The organism is Planomonospora corallina (genome assembly GCF_042650625.1).
In the GTDB taxonomy this organism is placed as follows: domain Bacteria; phylum Actinomycetota; class Actinomycetes; order Streptosporangiales; family Streptosporangiaceae; genus Planomonospora_B; species Planomonospora_B corallina.
Map to the genome: position 1 here is coordinate 649,173 of NZ_JBHSBM010000017.1, position 17,371 is coordinate 666,543.

Below are 17,371 nucleotides of genomic sequence, written 5' to 3' on the forward strand. Positions count from 1 at the left end.
GAGATGAGTGGGATGCTCTGTGACTGAGCTGAACGAGCGGACCGGCGCCCGGGCGGAAGCAGACGGCGCGCGGGCCGCGGTCCTCGTGCTGGAGGACGGGCGCGTCTTCCACGGAACCCCGTACGGCGCCGAGGGCGAGACCTTCGGCGAGATGGTCTTCAACACCGGGATGACCGGCTACCAGGAGACCCTCACCGACCCCTCCTACCACCGCCAGATCGTCGCGATGACCGCCCCGCACATCGGCAACACGGGAGTCAACGACGATGACCCCGAGTCCGGGCGCGTCTGGGTCGCCGGCTACGTGGTCCGCGAGCCCGCCCGGCTGCACTCCAACTGGCGCGCCACCCGGTCCCTGGACGACTACCTCGCCGACCAGGGCGTCGTCGGGATCGCCGTCCCCGGCACCCGCGCGCTCACCCGCCACCTGCGCGAGCGCGGTGCCATGCGCGCCGGGATCTTCTCCGGGCGGGCCCTGGCCCCGGTGGAGGAGCTCCTGGAGCGGGTCCGGCGCAGCCCCGCGATGGAGGGCGCCGACCTGGCCGAGCAGGTCTCCTGCGCCGAGCCGTACACGGTGCCGGCGATCGGGCCCAAGAAGTACACCGTCGTCGCGGTGGACCTGGGCATCAAGGCCATGACCCCGCACCGGATGGCCGAGAGGGGCTGCGAGGTGCACGTCCTGCCCGCCACCGCCACCGCCGCCGACATCCTCGCCCTCGGCCCCGACGGGGTGTTCTTCTCCAACGGCCCCGGCGACCCGGCCACCGCCGCCGGCCCCGTCGAGGCGCTGCGCGGCGTTCTGGAGGCCGGCAAGCCGTTCTTCGGCATCTGCTTCGGCAACCAGATCTTCGGCCGGGCCCTGGGCCTGGGAACCTACAAGCTGCGCTACGGGCACCGGGGGGTCAACCAGCCGGTCCAGGACCGGCGGACCGGCCGGGTCGAGATCTCCGCGCACAACCACGGCTTCGCCGTGCAGGCCCCGCTGGACGGGCCGTTCGACACGCCGTACGGCCGGGCGGAGGTCACTCACGTCAACCTCAACGACGACTGCGTCGAGGGGCTGCGGCTGATCGACCGGCCCGCCTTCAGCGTCCAGTACCACCCCGAGGCCGCGGCCGGCCCGCACGACTCCGCGGGGCTCTTCGACCGGTTCTGCGAACTGATGGAGCGGTCGAGTGAGGAGCCGAGCGCGACCATGAGCATGGAGGCGAACAAGAATGCCTAAGCGCACGGACATCCGGTCGGTCATGGTGATCGGCTCCGGGCCGATCGTGATCGGGCAGGCCTGCGAGTTCGACTACTCCGGCACCCAGGCGTGCCGCGTGCTGCGCGCCGAGGGCTTCCGCGTGATCCTCGTCAACAGCAACCCCGCGACGATCATGACGGACCCGGAGTTCGCCGACGCCACCTACGTCGAGCCGATCACCCCCGAGTACGTCGAGAAGATCATCGCCAAGGAGCGCCCCGACGCGCTGCTGCCCACCCTGGGCGGCCAGACGGCGCTCAACACCGCCATCGCCCTGCACGAGGCGGGCGTGCTCGACAAGTACGGCGTCGAGCTGATCGGCGCCGACGTGGACGCCATCCAGGCGGGCGAGAACCGCGAGCGCTTCAAGGAGATCGTCGCCAAGGTCGCCGCCGAGCACGGCCTCAACGCCGAGTCGGCCCGCTCGGTCGTCTGCCACACCATGGACGAGTGCCTGGCCGCGGCCGGGCAGCTCGGCTACCCGCTGGTCGTGCGGCCCTCCTTCACCATGGGCGGCGTCGGCTCCGGCTTCGCCCACGACGAGGACGACCTGCGCCGCATCGCCGGCGCGGGCCTCGACGCCTCGCCGACCACCGAGGTGCTCCTGGAGGAGTCGATCCTCGGCTGGAAGGAGTACGAGCTGGAGGTCATGCGCGACAGGGCCGACAACGTCGTCATCGTCTGCTCCATCGAGAACATCGACCCGATGGGCGTGCACACCGGCGACAGCGTCACCGTGGCCCCCGCGCTGACCCTCACCGACCGCGAGTACCAGAACATGCGCGACGTCGCCATCGCGGTCATCCGCGAGGTCGGCGTGGACACCGGCGGCTGCAACATCCAGTTCGCGGTGAACCCGCGGACCGGCCGCATGATCGTCATCGAGATGAACCCGCGGGTGTCGCGCTCGTCGGCGCTGGCGTCCAAGGCCACCGGCTTCCCGATCGCCAAGATCGCCGCCAAGCTCGCCATCGGCTACACGCTCGACGAGATCCCCAACGACATCACCAAGGAGACCCCGGCGTCGTTCGAGCCCACGCTCGACTACATCGTGGTCAAGGTGCCGCGCTTCGCCTTCGAGAAGTTTGCCGGCGCCGACACGACGCTGACCACCCACATGAAGTCGGTCGGCGAGGCCATGGCCATCGGCCGGTCCTTCCCCGAGGCGCTGCAGAAGGCGCTGCGCTCGCTGGAGAAGAAGGGCGCCTCCTTCTCCTGGGCGGGCGAGCCGGGCGGCAAGGACGAGCTGCTGGCCGCCTGCCGCGCCCCGCACGACGGCCGGCTGCGCACCATGCAGCAGGCGATCCGGGCCGGCGCCACCGCCGAGGAGCTGTACGAGGCCACCTCCGTCGACCCGTGGTTCCTGGACCAGCTCATGGCGATCGACGAGATCGCGGCCGAGGTGCGCGAGGCGGCCCAGCTCGACGCCGCCGTGCTGGAGCGGGCCAAGCGGTACGGCTTCTCCGACGCGCAGATCGGCGAGCTCCGGGGCATGGACGAGGCGCGCGTGCGCGACCTGCGCCACGCGCTGGGGGTCCGCCCGGTCTACAACACCGTCGACACCTGCGCCGCCGAGTTCGCCGCCCGCACGCCGTACCTGTACTCCACCTACGACGAGGAGACCGAGGTCCCGTACGGCGACCGGCAGAAGGTCATCATCCTCGGCTCCGGCCCCAACCGGATCGGCCAGGGCATCGAGTTCGACTACGCGTGCGTGCACGCCTCCTTCGAGCTGTCGGCGGCCGGCTACGAGACCGTCATGGTCAACTGCAACCCCGAGACCGTCTCCACCGACTACGACACCTCCGACCGGCTCTACTTCGAGCCGCTCACCCTGGAGGACGTGCTGGAGGTCGTCCACGCCGAGCAGCAGACCGGCCCGGTCGCGGGCGTCATCGTCCAGCTCGGCGGGCAGACCCCGCTCGGCCTGGCGCAGGCGCTCAAGGACGCGGGCGTGCCGATCGTCGGCACCTCGCCGGAGTCGATCCACCTGGCCGAGGAGCGCGGCGCGTTCGGCCGCGTGCTCGCCGAGGCCGGGCTCCCCGCGCCCAAGCACGGCACCGCGACGACCGAGGCCGAGGCGCTGGAGATCGCCGCGGAGATCGGCTACCCGGTGCTGGTCCGCCCGAGCTACGTGCTGGGCGGCGCCGGCATGGCCATCGTCTACGACGACGACACCCTGACCACCTACATGGCCAAGGCGGGCGCGGCGAGCGACCACCCGGTGCTGGTGGACAAGTTCCTCGACGAGGCCGTCGAGATCGACGTGGACGCGCTCTTCGACGGCGAGGAGCTGTACCTCGGCGGCGTGATGGAGCACATCGAGGAGGCCGGCATCCACTCCGGCGACTCGGCGTGCTCGCTGCCCCCGATGACGCTCGGCAGCTACGACATCAAGCGCATCCGCGCGGCCACCGAGGCCATCGCGCGCGGGGTGGGCGTGCGCGGCCTGCTCAACGTCCAGTACGCCATGTCCGCCGGCATCCTCTACGTGCTGGAGGCCAACCCGCGGGCCAGCCGTACCGTGCCGTTCGTCTCCAAGGCCACGGCGGTCCCGCTGGCCAAGGCGGCGGCCCGGGTGATGATGGGCGCGACCGTCGCGCAGCTGCGCGCCGAGGGCACGCTCCCGGCCGAGGGCGACGGCGGCACCATGCCGCTGGACGCGCCGATCGCGGTCAAGGAGGCGGTGCTGCCGTTCAACCGCTTCATCCGCAGCGTGGACGACTCCGTCGACACCGTGCTGGGGCCGGAGATGCGCTCCACCGGCGAGGTCATGGGCGTCGACGCGTTCTTCGGCACCGCCTACGCCAAGTCGCAGGCGGCGGCCTACGGCTCGCTGCCGACCAAGGGCCGGGCCTTCGTCTCCGTCGCGAACCGGGACAAGCGGGCCATGATCTTCCCGGTGAAGGCGCTGGCGGACCTCGGCTTCGAGATCCTGGCCACCGAGGGAACCGCGGAGGTGCTGCGCCGCAACGGCGTCCATGCCAAGATCGTGCGAAAGCAGAGCGACGGGACGGGGCCCGGCGGCGAGCCGACGATCGGCCGGCGGATCCTGGACGGCGAGGTGGATCTCATCGTGAACACGCCCTTCGGCAGCCCCGGGCAGTCCGGGCCGCGGCTGGACGGCTACGAGATCCGCACCGCGGCCGTGCTGCGGGGCATCCCCTGCATCACGACCGTCCAGGGACTCGCCGCGGCCGTTCAGGGCATTCAGGCCATCGTCCGCGGCGACATCGGCGTACGGTCCCTCCAGGAGCACGCCCAGAGACTGCGGGGATGATGCCCTGAGCGGGAGGTGAGGGAGACGCCTGTCACTCCGGTACAGGTCACAGGAACGGTGCTGACGACGCGCCGGGTCGACGCCTATCACGCGCTGACCGTGGTCGCGCCCGGCATCGTCGAGCGGTTCCGCCCCGGCCACTTCGTGGGAGTGGCCGTCGGCGGGCCGGACACGTCGCTGCTGACCCGGCGCGCCCTCTCCGTCCACGACGTCAAACCCGACTACGGCGGCACGGTGGAGCTCGTCTTCACCGTGCGCGGCCCCGGCACGGCCTGGCTGGCCGAGCGCCGCGCCCGCGACACGCTGGACCTGGTCGGCCCGCTCGGCCGCCCGTTCCCGCTGCCGAGGGACCCGGTGACGTGCGTCCTGGTCGGCGCCGAGTACGGCTCCGCGACGCTCTTCGCGGTGGCCGACGCCCTGCAGCGGCGCGGCTGCCGGGTCGACTTCGTGCTCGGCGCGGCCTCGGCCGACCGGGTCTTCGGCGCGCTGCGCGCCCGCCGGATGGGGGAGACGACCACGCTCACCACCGAGGACGGCTCGCTCGGCATGCGGGGCCGGGTGACCGACGTGCTGCCCGGTGTGATCGCCGACGTCCGGGCCGACGTGGTCTACGCCTGCGGCCCGATGGAGACGCTGCGCGGGGTCACCGCGGTGGCGGTCGAGTTCGACATCCCGGTCCAGGTGGCCGTGGAGGAGCGCATGGCCTGCGGGATCGGGGTGTGCATGACGTGCGTGCTCCCGGTGATCGGCGACGACGGCGTCACCCGGATGGTGCGGGCCTGCGTCGAGGGGCCGGTCTTCCGGGGGGAGCGGGTGCGCTTCGACGACGTGGGCACGATCCCCTTCGACGCGCTCGGGGCGCCCGGCGGAGGAACGCGGCATGCCGGTTGACATGCGCACCTACCTCGGGCACGTGGAGCTGGCCAACCCGATCACCACCGCCGCCGGGTGCGCGGCCTCCGGCGCGGAGCTCGCCCAGTTCTTCGATCCGGGCCGGCTCGGGGCGGTGACCACCCGGTCGATCACGATGGCCCCGAGGGCGGGCCGGCCGACGCCCCGGATGGCGGAGACGCCGTCGGGGCTGCTGTCGGCCGTCGGCCTGCAGGGGCCCGGCGTGGACGCGTTCCTGGCGCGGGAGCTGCCCTGGCTGGCCCAGCGCAACATCCCGGCCGTGGTCTCCATCGGCGGCGGCACCGTGGCCGAGTACACCGCGCTGGCCCGCAGGCTCACCGACGCGCCCGGGGTGACCGCGGTGGAGGTCAACCTCTCGTGCCCCAACATCGAGGACCGGGGGCGGATCTTCGCCCGGGACGGCGCCGCCGCGGCGGAGGTGATCGCCTCGGTGCGCTCGGTGATGCGCTACGACGTGCCGGTGGTCGCCAAGCTCTCGCCGGACGCGCTGGACGTGGTGAGCGTCGCCCGCGCGTGCGTGGACGGCGGCGCCGACGCCCTGTCGATGATCAACAATCCGCTGGGCATGAGCATCGACACCGAGACCATGCGTCCCTCGCTCGCCGCGGTCACCGGCGGCCTGTCGGGGCCGGCGATCCGGCCGCTGGCCGTACGCTGCGTCTGGCAGGTCCACGCGGCGCTGCCCAGCGTGCCCATCATCGGCATGGGCGGCGTGCTGACCGGCAGGGACGCCTTCGAGTTCGTCCTGGCCGGCGCCTGCGTCGTCGCCGTGGGCACCGCGCTGTTCAACGACCCCTTCGCCGGCCTGCGCGTCCTGCGCGAACTGGAGGAACTGCTGGCCGCGCGGGGGTTCAACCGGCTGGCCGACGCCGTCGGCCTGGCCCACCGCCCGCCGGGGGCGACCACCCGGCACCGTACGGACTTCGAGGAGAGCCCGCTGTGATCCCCGCACCCATCGCCGTCGCCCTGGACGCGCCCGACCTGGAGACCGCGGCCCGCTGGGCGAGCCTGGTGACTCCGCACGTCAGCACCGTCAAGATCGGGCTGGAGCTCTACCTGCGCTACGGCCCGGACGTCGTCGCCTCGGTGCGGGGGGCGAGCGGGGTGCAGGTCTTCCTCGACCTGAAGCTGCACGACATCCCGAACACCGTGGCGGGCGCGGCGCGGTCGGTGGCGCGGCTCAAGCCCGCCATCCTGACGGTCCACGCGGCCGGCGGGCCCGCGATGGTCCGGGCGGCGGTGGAGGCCGCGCCCGCGACGCGGATCGCGGCCGTGACGGTGCTCACGTCGCTGTCGGAGGCCGATCTCGAGCGGGCCGGGATCGCCGGTCCCCCCGGCGACGCCGTGCGCCGTCTGGCGCTCCTGGCCGTCGAGGCCGGTGCCCGGGCCCTGGTCTGCTCGCCCCAGGAGGTGGCCGCGGTGCGCTCGGAGGTCGGGCCGGACATCACCCTCATCACCCCCGGGGTGCGCCCCGCGGGCGCCGACACCCAGGACCAGGCGCGGGTGGCGACGCCCGAGCGGGCGCTCGCCGACGGGGCCGACCTGTTGGTGATCGGGCGGCCGATCACGGGGGCGGCGGACCCCGGCGCCGCGGCCGCGGGCATCGCCGCGGCGCTCCGCCGGATCGCCGGAACCGTCGGGACCGCCGGAAGAAGCGTGTGATCTTCGTCGCCAAAAAACACCGGGCAGGACGTCATTTGACCGACGATGAGCGATATTCCGACTACAGAGGGTGAAGAAGAGCGTTTTCTGGACGGAGAAACCGGGGTTGACGTTGCTTGGATCGCGATGACCAGCTAGTTTCCCTTCCCGTCCGAGTACATCGACAGGAAATTCGAGGTGACCCGGCGTGGCTCTTCCTCCCCTTACCCCTGAGCAGCGCGCCGCAGCCCTGGAGAAGGCTGCCAAGGCCCGTCGAGAGCGTGCCGAGGTCAAGAACCGCCTCAAGCGCGGTGAAGTCTCTCTGGCTGAGGTTCTCAAGGACGGGCAGGCCGATGACGTCATCGGCAAGATGAAGGTCTCCGCTCTCCTGGAGTCGCTCCCCGGCGTGGGCAAGGTCCGCGCCAAGCAGCTCATGGAGAAGCTGGGCATCGCGGAGTCCCGCCGCGTGCGGGGTCTCGGCGCCAACCAGCGCGCCGCCCTGGAGCGTGAGTTCGGCGGAGCCGAGGGCTAGGACTAGTCTCGGTTCCACGCACAACACGCTCACCCCGCCCAGGCGGGGAGACGGCATCACGGGGGGTCTGGAGTGGTCGGAACGTCGACCGGAGCACCGTGGCCCGGCGAAGGCCGGGCCCCGGATGAGACCGCGGCGAGCGGATCCGGCGGCTCCACGCCCCCGGCCGGGGACCCGTCGGGGGCGCACGCCCCCGCCGGGCGGACCGGCAACCGCCTGACGGTCCTGTCCGGACCCTCGGGCGTCGGCAAGTCCACGGTCGTCGCCGAGCTCCGGCGGGCACACCCCGAGGTGTGGCTGTCGGTCTCGGTGACCACCAGGAAGCCCCGCCCCGGGGAGACCCACGGGGTGGAGTACTTCTTCGCCGACGAGGCGGAGTTCGACCGCCTCGTCGCCTCCGGAGGCCTGCTGGAGTGGGCGGAGTTCGCCGGCAACCGGTACGGGACTCCGCGCGCGCCCCTCGAGGAGAAGCTCGCCGCCGGCGTCCCCGCGCTCCTGGAGATCGACCTCCAGGGCGCCCGGCAGGTCCGCGCGACCATGCCGGAGGCGCTGCTGGTCTTCCTCGCCCCGCCGACCTGGGAGGAGCTGGAGAAGCGCCTGCGCGGCCGGGGCACCGAGCCGGAGGACGTCATCGCCCGCCGCCTGGCCGCCGGCCGGGTGGAGATGGCGGCGGAGAAGGAGTTCGACATCACGCTGGTGAACACGTCCGTCCAGGATGTGTGCCGTCGGCTGATAACCTTGATGGCTGATGCTTCCGGGGGTCGCAGCCCCGGATGCCCACCGAGCTGAGCCAGGGGAAGACACCGACGTGCCGACCAACGCCACCCATGCCGAAGGCATCACCCACCCGCCGATCGACTCGCTGCTCGAAGTCGTCGACAGCAAGTACAGCCTCGTGATCTTCGCCTCCAAGCGCGCCCGCCAGATCAACGCCTACTACTCCCAGCTCGGCGAGGGCCTGCTGGAGTACGTCGGCCCGCTGGTGGAGACCCACGCGCAGGAGAAGCCGCTGTCCATCGCGCTCCGCGAGGTCAGCGAGGGCCTTCTCACCGCCGAGCCCATCGAGGGCTGAGACCCCCGATGATGGCAGGGCCCGGCGACCACCCGCGTACCCGGCCGAGCGTCGTCCTCGGGGTGAGCGCCGGCATCGCCGCCTACAAGGCGTGCGAGCTGCTCCGCCTGTTCACCGAGTCCGGCCACGACGTCCGCGTGGTCCCGACCCGTGAGGCGCTCCGCTTCGTCGGCGAGCCCACCTGGGCCGCCCTCTCCGGGAACCCGGTGACCGTCGACGTCTGGGACTCCGTGCACGAGGTGCCGCACGTCCGGATCGGCCAGGGCGCCGATCTGGTGGTGGTGGCCCCCGCCACCGCCGACGTGCTGGCGAAGGCCGCGCACGGACTGGCCGGCGACCTGCTGACCAACACCCTGCTCACCGCGCGCTGCCCGGTGGTCTTCGCTCCCGCCATGCACACCGAGATGTGGGAGCACCCGGCGACCCGGGCGAACGTGGCGACCCTGCGCGAGCGCGGCGCGCTCGTCCTCGACCCGGCCGTGGGCCGCCTCACCGGAGCCGACACCGGCCGCGGGCGCCTGCCCGACCCCGTGCAGATCTTCGAGGTCTGCCGCCGGGTCCTGGCCGGCCGCGCCCTCGACCTGGCCGGCCGCCACGTGGTCGTCTCCGCCGGAGGCACCCGCGAGGCCATCGACCCGGTCCGCTTCATCGGCAACCGCTCCTCGGGCCTGCAGGGCCACGCCCTGGCCCGTACGGCCGCCGCCCGGGGCGCCCGCGTCACGCTGGTCGCCGCCAACGTCGCGCTGCCCGGCCCCGCCGGGGTCACGGTGGTCGGCGTCGAGTCCGCCCTCCAGTTGCGCGAGGCCGTGCTGGAGGCGGCCGCCGACGCCGACGCCGTGGTCATGGCCGCGGCCGTGGCCGACTTCCGGCCCGCGGCGCGGAGCGACTCGAAGATCAAGAAGACCTCGGCCGAGCCCGACGCGATCCACCTGGTGAAGAACCCCGACATCCTCGCGGAGCTGGGCGAGCGCCGCCGCGAGGGCGGCAAGCCGTGCCCGGCGGTGATCGTGGGGTTCGCCGCGGAGACCGACGACGTGCTGGCCAACGGGCGGGCCAAGCTCGCCCGCAAGGGCTGCGACCTGCTGGTCGTCAACCAGGTGGGCGAGAACCTCGCCTTCGGCACCCCCGACAACGCCGCGGTGGTCCTGGCCGCGGACGGCGAGCCGGTGGAGATCCCGCGCGGGCCCAAGGAGGACCTGGCCGACGTGGTCTGGGACCTCGTGGCCGCACGGCTTCCCTGATCCGCTTGCCGGAGATCGTCCGGCGGCGGATACTGCGTCGGAAGCGACCCGGAACGCCGTGCCAGGGAGGATCCGACATGCCCGTGCCGGCCGCCGTCAGGGCGCGCTGCCGCGCGCTGCTCCCTGAAGGGCAGGACATCCGCTACGTCCTGCCCGCGCTCTCGGTGGGCCCGCCGGGCACGGCGGCCTTCCTGATCGTCGTCACCGACCGGGCGGTCCACGTGCTGTCGACCACCTTCTTCGACCGGAACGTTCCGACCGCGATCCACTCCACCCACGACCGGCGGACCCGGATCGGCCCGGTGGAGTTCGCCGCGGGCGCGGCCATCGAGCTCGGCGGCACGGTCTTCCGGATCGACGAGGAGTACGCCGCGGTGGTCCACGCCGCCGACGCCGAGGTCTTCGCCCCCGAGACGCTCCCGCCCGACCCGCTCCCGGACCTGTGACCCCGGCTCCCGGACCTGTGGCCCCGGCGCCCGGACTGTGACCCCGGCGCCCCGCCGCCGGGAGCGGTTCGGGTGCGGCGGGCGCCGCCGGGGTGGGGCGATCCCCGGTGGGCACGGCCTTCGCCGAAATCAGGGGATGAGTAGGGGAATCGCGGGCGGCCCGCGAGCGCTAGACTTCGGCGAAGCGCTCCCGGCACCCTGGTGCCGGAAGCTTTGCCGCCAGCAGCCGCTGCATGAGGAGCCACTGACTTGTCCCGTCGCCTGTTCACCTCCGAGTCGGTCACCGAGGGCCACCCGGACAAGATCGCAGACCAGATCAGCGACGCGATTCTCGACGCCATGCTCAAGGGCGACCCCAAGAGCCGGGTCGCGGTCGAGACGCTGATCACCACCGGTCAGGTCCATGTCGCCGGGGAGGTGACGACGGAGACCTACGTCGACATCCCGGGTCTCATCCGCGAGAAGATCCTGGAGATCGGCTACGACGCCTCGCACAAGGGGTTCGACGGCGCCTCCTGCGGTGTGTCGGTGTCCATCGGCGCGCAGTCCCCGGACATCGCCCAGGGCGTCGACGCCGCCTACGAGGCCCGCGAGGGCGAGGCCGGCGACGAGTTCGACCGGCAGGGCGCCGGCGACCAGGGCCTGATGTTCGGCTACGCCTGCCGGGAGACCCCGGAGCTGATGCCGCTCCCGATCCAGCTGGCGCACCGGCTGGCCCAGCGGCTGTCGCAGGTCCGCAAGGACGGCACGGTCCCCTACCTGCGCCCCGACGGCAAGACCCAGGTCACGATCGAGTACGACGGCGACAGGCCGGTCCGCCTCGACACGGTGGTCGTCTCCACCCAGCACGCCGCGGAGATCGACCTCAAGGAGATGCTCACTCCGGACATCAAGGAGCACGTGGTCGACCCGGTCCTGGCGGGCCTGGAGATCGAGACCGAGGGCTACCGGCTGCTGGTCAACCCGACCGGCCGCTTCGAGATCGGCGGCCCGATGGGCGACGCCGGCCTGACCGGCCGCAAGATCATCGTCGACACCTACGGCGGCATGGCCCGCCACGGCGGCGGCGCCTTCTCCGGCAAGGACCCGTCCAAGGTCGACCGCTCGGCCGCCTACGCCATGCGCTGGGTCGCCAAGAACATCGTGGCGGCCGGCCTCGCGGACCGCGCCGAGGTCCAGGTCGCCTACGCCATCGGCAAGGCCAAGCCGGTCGGCGTGTTCGTCGAGACCTTCGGCACCGAGAAGACCGACATCGCCAAGATCCAGGAGGCCGTGCTCCAGGTCTTCGACCTGCGCCCCGCCGCGATCATCCGGGACCTCGACCTGCTCCGCCCGATCTACTCGGAGACCTCCGCCTACGGCCACTTCGGCCGTCCGGAGTTCTCCTGGGAGGCCACCGACCGCGCCGAGGCGCTGCGCGCCGCCGCCGGTCTGTAAGCCCCGCGGGACATCGGCCGGAGCCCCCGGTGAGCGCAGTCTCACCGGGGGCTCCGGCGTGTCCGGGGACGGCCCCGCGCGCCCGGCCTCAGGCGTGCGCGGCCCCGGCGAGGACGGAGCCGTACTGGATGGCGACCAGGTCGCGGATCGGGATCGTCTCGTCGGGGGTGCCGGCCTCGGCCTCGGCGCACCAGGCCGCGTAGGTCTCACGCAGCGCGCCGGTGTGCGCCCGGATGGCCGGGGTGCCGTTGCCGATGGCCAGCTCGCCCTCCAGCGCGCGCAGCAGCATGCCGCCGAACCGGAGGCGGGAGCTGTGCACCGTCTCCCGGCAGGACTGCCGCTCGGCCGTGGTGGCGGGCCGGCGCGCCTCCGCCTCCTGCGCCCGCTGCTCGGCCAGGGCGGCCGCCTCGGCCACCAGGGGGAGGAAGAACCGGCTCGCCCGGATGAACGGGGAACGGGCCGTCAGGTCGCCCGCCACGGCGGTCAGCGCGGTGTCGAGCACGGTGAACGTCTCCCGCAGTTCCTCGGCCTGGGCCTGGAGCAGCTCGCCCCGGGCGGTCTGGACGGGGGAGCGGTCCCCGGCCGCCGGGTCGCGCCAGTAGGGCAGCTCGGCGGTCAGGGAGAGCGTGCCGTACCGGGCGGCGTAGGAGTCGCTGGCCCCGCCCCCGATCTGGTCGGCCGGGTCGTGCCCGAGCGCCTCGATGTAGTCGTAGAGGTCCTCCATGCGCGGGGTCAGGAAGACGGCCTCGTCCAGCGAGCGCACCGAGGGGTGCTCGGGGTCGCCGGCGTGCAGCGGCACGCCGTACCGGCCGGGCAGGGCCCGCAGTACGGCGTGCAGCTCGGGCACCGGGCGGCTGATGTAGAAGTACGCCCCGCCCATCTCGCTGTTGTGCAGGGTGGTCATGAACGCCGGGCGCGTGGTGTCGATCAGCCGCATCAGCGCCAGGGTCTCGGGCATCACCCGGTCGAAGTAGGCGCGCTTGTAGGCGAACGGGAAGGTCCACTCGACCTGCTCGTCCCCGGCGGGGCGGTAGAAGTGCCGCCCGTAGTGCGCCTTGGTGAACGGCCCGGCGAACCACCCCTCGTTGAGCCGGGTCCCGTCCGGGTCCAGGCAGCCCACGATGTGCCAGGTGCAGCCGGTGGCCCGGCGCAGGGAGGCGTCGGCGCAGAGCCGGGTCGCCAGGTGAATCGCGGTCAGGCCGCCGATCGGCTCGTTCGGGTGCGGCAGCGCGCCGACCAGCGCGTGGCGCGGCCCGTCGCCGACGGTCAGGCACCAGATCGGCTCGCCCAGGGTGGAGCTGCCCACCCGCCGCAGCGAGGCGGTCCCGGGATGGGAGGCGGCCAGCCGGGACAGGGCGGCCGTGATCTCGTCGACGGTGGCGAACCGGTCGTGGCCGGGGACGGAGTCGAGCTCGGCGGCGAGCATGGGATCGATCACCCCTCATAGTCTGCCGAGGCCGTCCGCGGCGCGGCGCGGCGGGCCGGGCGTGTCCTCGGCCCGCAGGACTTCGGGGTCGTTCATCTAGGGTCTGCCCCATGGCTTCTCTGCTGCTGCGCAACGCGCGTATCGGTCCCGGCGGGCCGCTCCGCCACGTCCTGATCGCCGACGGCCGGATCGCCGGGGTGAGCGACGAGCCGCCGCCCTGCGACGAGTCGGTCGACGTCGGGGGCGGGACCGTCCTGCCCGGCCTGTGGGACGCCCACGTGCACTCCGTGCAGTGGGCGCAGGCCCGGCGCAGGATCGACCTGGGCGCCGCCCGCTCGGCGCGCGAGGCGGCCGGCCTGGTCGTCCCGCACGCCGGCCGGCCCGGGGTCACGGTCGGCTTCGGCTTCCGCGACGCCCTGTGGCCCGACGTGCCGGACAAGTCGCTGCTGGAGGCGGTGCTTCCCGGCCGGCAGGTCGTGCTGGTCAGCAACGACCTGCACACCGCCTGGCTCAGCCCCGCGGCGCTGGCGGCGGTCGGCCGGGGGGACCATCCCACCGGGGTGCTGAAGGAGCAGGACTGCTACGACGCGGTGGCCGCGCTCCCGCTGCCGCCGGAGGAGGAGTTGGACCGCCAGGTGGCCGAGGCGGCCACCGCCGCGGCGGCTCGGGGCGTGGTCGGTGTGATCGACTTCGAGTTCGCCGACAACGTCACCGACTGGGCCCGCCGCCTGCGGCGGGAGCGGATCGACATCCGGGTCAGCTGCTCGATCCCCAGGAACCGGCTGGAGGAGGCGATCGGCAGAGGCCTGCGCACCGGGGAGCCGGTGGCCGGCGGCGGCCTGCTGGAGGTCGGCCCGGTGAAGATCTTCACGGACGGCTCGCTGAACACCAGGACCGCCTACTGCGCGGACCCCTACCCGGGCACCGGCTCCCACGGGTCGCTGGAGACTCCCCCCGAGGAGCTGCACGCCGTGATGTCCCTGGCCGCCGCGCACGGCGTGCATCCGGCGGTGCACGCCATCGGAGACCTGGCGGTGGGCATCGTGCTGGACGCCTTCGAGAAGATCGGCTGCCCGGGCCGGATCGAGCACGCCCAGCTGGTCCGCCCGGAGGACTTCGCCAGGTTCGCCCTGCCGGGCCTGGTCGCGGGGGTGCAGCCCGCGCACGCGCCCGACGACCGGGACCTGGCCGACCGGCTCTGGCACGGCCGGACCGGCCGCGCCTACGCCTACGCGGGCCTGCTCGCGGCCGGGGCGAGGCTGGAGCTGGGCTCCGACGCCCCGGTGGCGCCGCTGGACCCGTGGGACGCGATCGCCTCCGCCGTGGCGCGCACCGACGACGAGCGTCCGCCGTGGCACCCCGAGCAGGGCCTCACGCTCGAGGCGGCGCTGGCGGCGGCGGCCCGGGGCCGGAGCGGCCTGCGGCCGGGAGACCCCGCCGACCTGGTGGTCACCGAGCGCGATCCGGCCGGGCTGGACGGGGACGGGCTGCGCGGCATGCCGATCCTCGGCACCCTGCTCGGCGGCCGCTGGACCCACCGCAGGGACATCTGAGGGGGCGGGGCCGGCCGGTGACGGGTCCGGTCCTCCTCGGACCCCGGTCCCCCGGTCGCGTGGTCCGGCCCCGGCTGCGTGGTCCGGCTGCGGTCGCGATGTCCGGCGGGGAACCGGCCGGCCGGACGGGCTCCCCCGATCGCGATGGTGGCCCGTCCGCCGCCGGGGATGGCTCCGATCCGGTAAGAGGGCCCCGCGGCGTCTGGTAGGACATGGGGGTGCCCCAGACCAGCCTCCCGCCCGACGACGGTGCCCTGCTCCCGCTCGACGCCGTCCGCCGGAGCCCGGCACCCGCCATCGCGGCGGGAGGGGGCGCCGTAACGGCGCGGGCGGCCGCCGCGGGGAGGGTCACGGGGGCGGTCAGGGGAGTGCCGGAGCCTGCGGCGGAGCTGCCGGTGGCGCGGGTCGCCGTGGACATCCCCCTGCCCCACCTGGACAGGCCGTTCGACTACCTCGTGCCGGCCACCATGGACGCCGCGGCCGTGCCGGGCTGCCGGGTCCGGGTCCGCTTCGCCGGCAAGCTCGTCGACGGGTTCCTGCTGGAGCGGGCCGAGGCCAGCGAGCACACCGGGAAGCTGGCCAGGCTGGAGCGGGTCGTCTCCGCCGAGCCGGTGCTGGCCCCCGAGATCGCCGCGCTGGCCCGCGCCGTCGCCGACCGCTACGCCGGCACCCTGGCCGACGTGCTGCGCCTGGCGGTCCCGCCCCGCCACGCCAGGGCCGAGGCCGAGCCCGTGGAGGCGGGCTCGCAGGACACGGTGGCTGACACGGCGGCCACAGAGGCCACAGAAGTCACAGAGACCACGGCGGTGACGAAGGGCACGGTGGCTGACGCGACGGCCACAGAGGCCACAGAGACCACGGCGGTGACGAAGGGCACGGTGGCTGACGCGACGGCCACCATGGACGCCGCGGCCGCGGAGATCGGAAGGGCCGGAGAAGCCGGGGGGGCCGCCGGACCCGGGGGCCCCCCGGAGGAGCCCGGACCGGGCCCGTGGGCGCGCTACCCCGGCGGGGAGGCGTTCCTGGCGGAGCTGGCGGCCGGGCGCGCACCGCGGGCGGTGTGGACCGCGCTGCCCGGCATCGGGCCGGAGGGGCCGCACTGGCCGGCGGCGGTGGCGGTGGCGGTGCGCGAGACGCTGCGCGGCGGCCGGGGCGCGCTCGTCGTGGTCCCCGACGGCAAGGACGTGGCGCTGGCCGCCTCGGCCCTGGAGGCGGCCCTGGGGCCGGACCGGCACGTGGCGCTCACCGCCGACCTGGGGCCCGCCGAGCGCTACCGGCGCTGGCTGCGGGTCCGGCGGGGACAGGTCCGGGTCGTGCTCGGCACCCGGGGGGCGGCCTTCGCCCCGGTGCGGGACCTGGGGCTGGCGGTGGTCTGGGACGACGGCGACGACCTGCACGCCGAGCGGCTGGCGCCGTACCCGCACACCCGGGAGGTGCTGGCCCTGCGCGCCCACCAGGCCCGCGCGGGCCTGCTCGTGGGCGGGCACGCCCGGACGGCGGAGGCCACCCGGCTGGTGGCGACGGGCTGGGCCGGGGCGCTGGCCGCGACCCGGCGGGAGACCCGGTCCTGTGCGCCCCGGGTACGGGCGGCCGGTGACGACGCGGAGCTGGCCCGGGACGAGGCGGCGCGGGCCGCCCGGCTGCCCAGCCTCGCCTGGCGGACGCTGCGGGCCGGGCTGGAGCACGGCCCGGTGCTGGTGCAGGTCCCCCGGCGGGGCTACCTGCCCGCACTTGCCTGCCAGGGCTGCCGCGGCCCGGCGCGTTGCCGGCACTGCGCGGGGCCGCTGGCGCTGCGCGGCGGCCACGCGGCGCCGTACTGCCGCTGGTGCGGCCGGATCGCGGGGGACTGGCGCTGCGCGGCCTGCGGCGGGGTCCGGGTCCGGGCCCGGGTCGTCGGCGCCCGCCGGACGGCGGAGGAGCTCGGGCGGGCCTTCCCCGCGGTCCCGGTCAGGACGTCGGGCCGGGACGGCGTGCTGGCCTCGGTGGGGGCGGCCCGGGCGCTCGTGGTGGCCACCCCGGGGGCCGAACCGGTTCCTGCGGGCGGTTACGCGGCCGCGGTGCTGCTGGACGGCTGGGCCATGCTCGGCCGGCCGGACCTGCGGGTGGCGGAGGAGACGCTGCGCCGGTGGATGAACGCCGCCGCCCTGCTCCGTCCCGGCGCCGAGCTCGTCGTGCTCGCCGACTCCGCGCTCCCCGTCGTGCAGGCGCTGGTCCGCTGGGACCCGGTCACGCACGCGGAGCGGGAACTGGCCGACAGGACAGAACTCGCTTTCCCCCCGGCGGTGAGAATGGCGTCTCTGACGGGATCCCCGGCGGCGGTGCGGGAAATGCTCGGCGAGGCGGAGCTGCCGGCCCGGGCTCAGGTGCTCGGGCCCGTGCCGGTCGAGGCTCCCCGGGGCGGCGAGGTGCGGGAACGCGCCATCGTGCGGGTGCCGTGGGGGTCGGGACCGGCGCTCGCCGCCGCCCTGAAGAGGGCCTGCGGAGCACGTTCGGCGCGTAAGGCGCCCGAGGTGGTCAGGGTATGCATTGACCCTATGGACGCCATTTGAGCAGTTTCCCCGATTCGCGGTGCTGACATTGAGCCG

Annotated in this window: 14 protein-coding genes; 13 read left to right on the forward strand and 1 reads right to left on the reverse strand. The window is 74.1% G+C overall.

What is annotated here, in order from left to right; translation table 11 throughout:
• The first annotated feature begins 28 nt into the window (after window positions 1–28).
• From carA to metK, 11 genes are all read left to right on the forward strand, one after another.
• The gene (gene carA / locus ACFOWE_RS16135; RefSeq protein WP_377289154.1) at window positions 29–1,225 is read left to right on the forward strand and encodes a glutamine-hydrolyzing carbamoyl-phosphate synthase small subunit; all 1,197 of its coding nucleotides are present in this window, start codon (window positions 29–31) and stop codon (window positions 1,223–1,225) included.
• Window positions 1,218–4,526: a carbamoyl-phosphate synthase large subunit gene (gene carB / locus ACFOWE_RS16140; RefSeq protein ID WP_377288458.1), complete on the forward strand. Its 3,309-nt coding sequence runs from the start codon at window positions 1,218–1,220 to the stop codon at window positions 4,524–4,526. Before carA ends, carB begins: the two co-directional genes overlap by 8 nt.
• 15 nt (window positions 4,527–4,541) lie before the next feature.
• On the forward strand, window positions 4,542–5,417 hold the full coding sequence (locus ACFOWE_RS16145) for a dihydroorotate dehydrogenase electron transfer subunit (protein ID WP_377288460.1): 876 nt from the start codon (window positions 4,542–4,544) through the stop codon (window positions 5,415–5,417).
• On the forward strand, window positions 5,407–6,381 hold the full coding sequence (locus ACFOWE_RS16150) for a dihydroorotate dehydrogenase (protein WP_377288462.1): 975 nt from the start codon (window positions 5,407–5,409) through the stop codon (window positions 6,379–6,381). The genes ACFOWE_RS16145 and ACFOWE_RS16150 overlap by 11 nt, the downstream gene beginning before the upstream one ends.
• Window positions 6,378–7,100, forward strand: a complete 723-nt coding sequence (pyrF, locus tag ACFOWE_RS16155) for an orotidine-5'-phosphate decarboxylase (RefSeq protein WP_377288464.1) — start codon at window positions 6,378–6,380, stop codon at window positions 7,098–7,100. The genes ACFOWE_RS16150 and pyrF overlap by 4 nt, the downstream gene beginning before the upstream one ends.
• Before the next feature lie 187 nt (window positions 7,101–7,287).
• Window positions 7,288–7,611, forward strand: a complete 324-nt coding sequence (gene mihF / locus ACFOWE_RS16160; RefSeq protein ID WP_377288466.1) for an integration host factor, actinobacterial type — start codon at window positions 7,288–7,290, stop codon at window positions 7,609–7,611.
• Window positions 7,612–7,827: 216 nt separating this feature from the next.
• Window positions 7,828–8,400: a guanylate kinase gene (gene gmk, locus ACFOWE_RS16165; RefSeq protein ID WP_377289156.1), complete on the forward strand. Its 573-nt coding sequence runs from the start codon at window positions 7,828–7,830 to the stop codon at window positions 8,398–8,400.
• 19 nt (window positions 8,401–8,419) lie between these two features.
• Window positions 8,420–8,683 carry a DNA-directed RNA polymerase subunit omega gene (gene rpoZ, locus ACFOWE_RS16170; protein ID WP_377288467.1) on the forward strand — a complete coding sequence of 88 codons (264 nt, stop codon included), beginning with the start codon at window positions 8,420–8,422 and terminating at the stop codon, window positions 8,681–8,683.
• Between the two features lie 8 nt (window positions 8,684–8,691).
• Window positions 8,692–9,924, forward strand: a complete 1,233-nt coding sequence (gene coaBC, locus ACFOWE_RS16175; RefSeq protein ID WP_377288469.1) for a bifunctional phosphopantothenoylcysteine decarboxylase/phosphopantothenate--cysteine ligase CoaBC — start codon at window positions 8,692–8,694, stop codon at window positions 9,922–9,924.
• Between the two features lie 77 nt (window positions 9,925–10,001).
• On the forward strand, window positions 10,002–10,370 hold the full coding sequence (locus ACFOWE_RS16180; protein WP_377288471.1) for a hypothetical protein: 369 nt from the start codon (window positions 10,002–10,004) through the stop codon (window positions 10,368–10,370).
• Between the two features lie 249 nt (window positions 10,371–10,619).
• Window positions 10,620–11,807 carry a methionine adenosyltransferase gene (gene metK / locus ACFOWE_RS16185; RefSeq protein ID WP_377288473.1) on the forward strand — a complete coding sequence of 396 codons (1,188 nt, stop codon included), beginning with the start codon at window positions 10,620–10,622 and terminating at the stop codon, window positions 11,805–11,807.
• Window positions 11,808–11,895: 88 nt separating this feature from the next.
• On the opposite strand, the gene ACFOWE_RS16190 is transcribed toward metK, so the two are convergent.
• Complete coding sequence (locus ACFOWE_RS16190) at window positions 11,896–13,245, reverse strand: M14 family zinc carboxypeptidase (RefSeq protein ID WP_377288474.1); 1,350 nt, start codon at window positions 13,243–13,245, stop codon at window positions 11,896–11,898.
• Window positions 13,246–13,343: 98 nt separating this feature from the next.
• Here ACFOWE_RS16190 and ACFOWE_RS16195 point away from each other — a divergent pair, with 98 nt between their 5' ends.
• Window positions 13,344–14,786 (forward strand): amidohydrolase, encoded by a 1,443-nt coding sequence (locus tag ACFOWE_RS16195; RefSeq protein WP_377288475.1) that lies wholly within the window; start codon window positions 13,344–13,346, stop codon window positions 14,784–14,786.
• Window positions 14,787–15,004: 218 nt separating this feature from the next.
• Window positions 15,005–17,335 (forward strand): primosomal protein N', encoded by a 2,331-nt coding sequence (locus tag ACFOWE_RS16200; protein ID WP_377288476.1) that lies wholly within the window; start codon window positions 15,005–15,007, stop codon window positions 17,333–17,335.
• Window positions 17,336–17,371 lie beyond the last annotated feature (36 nt).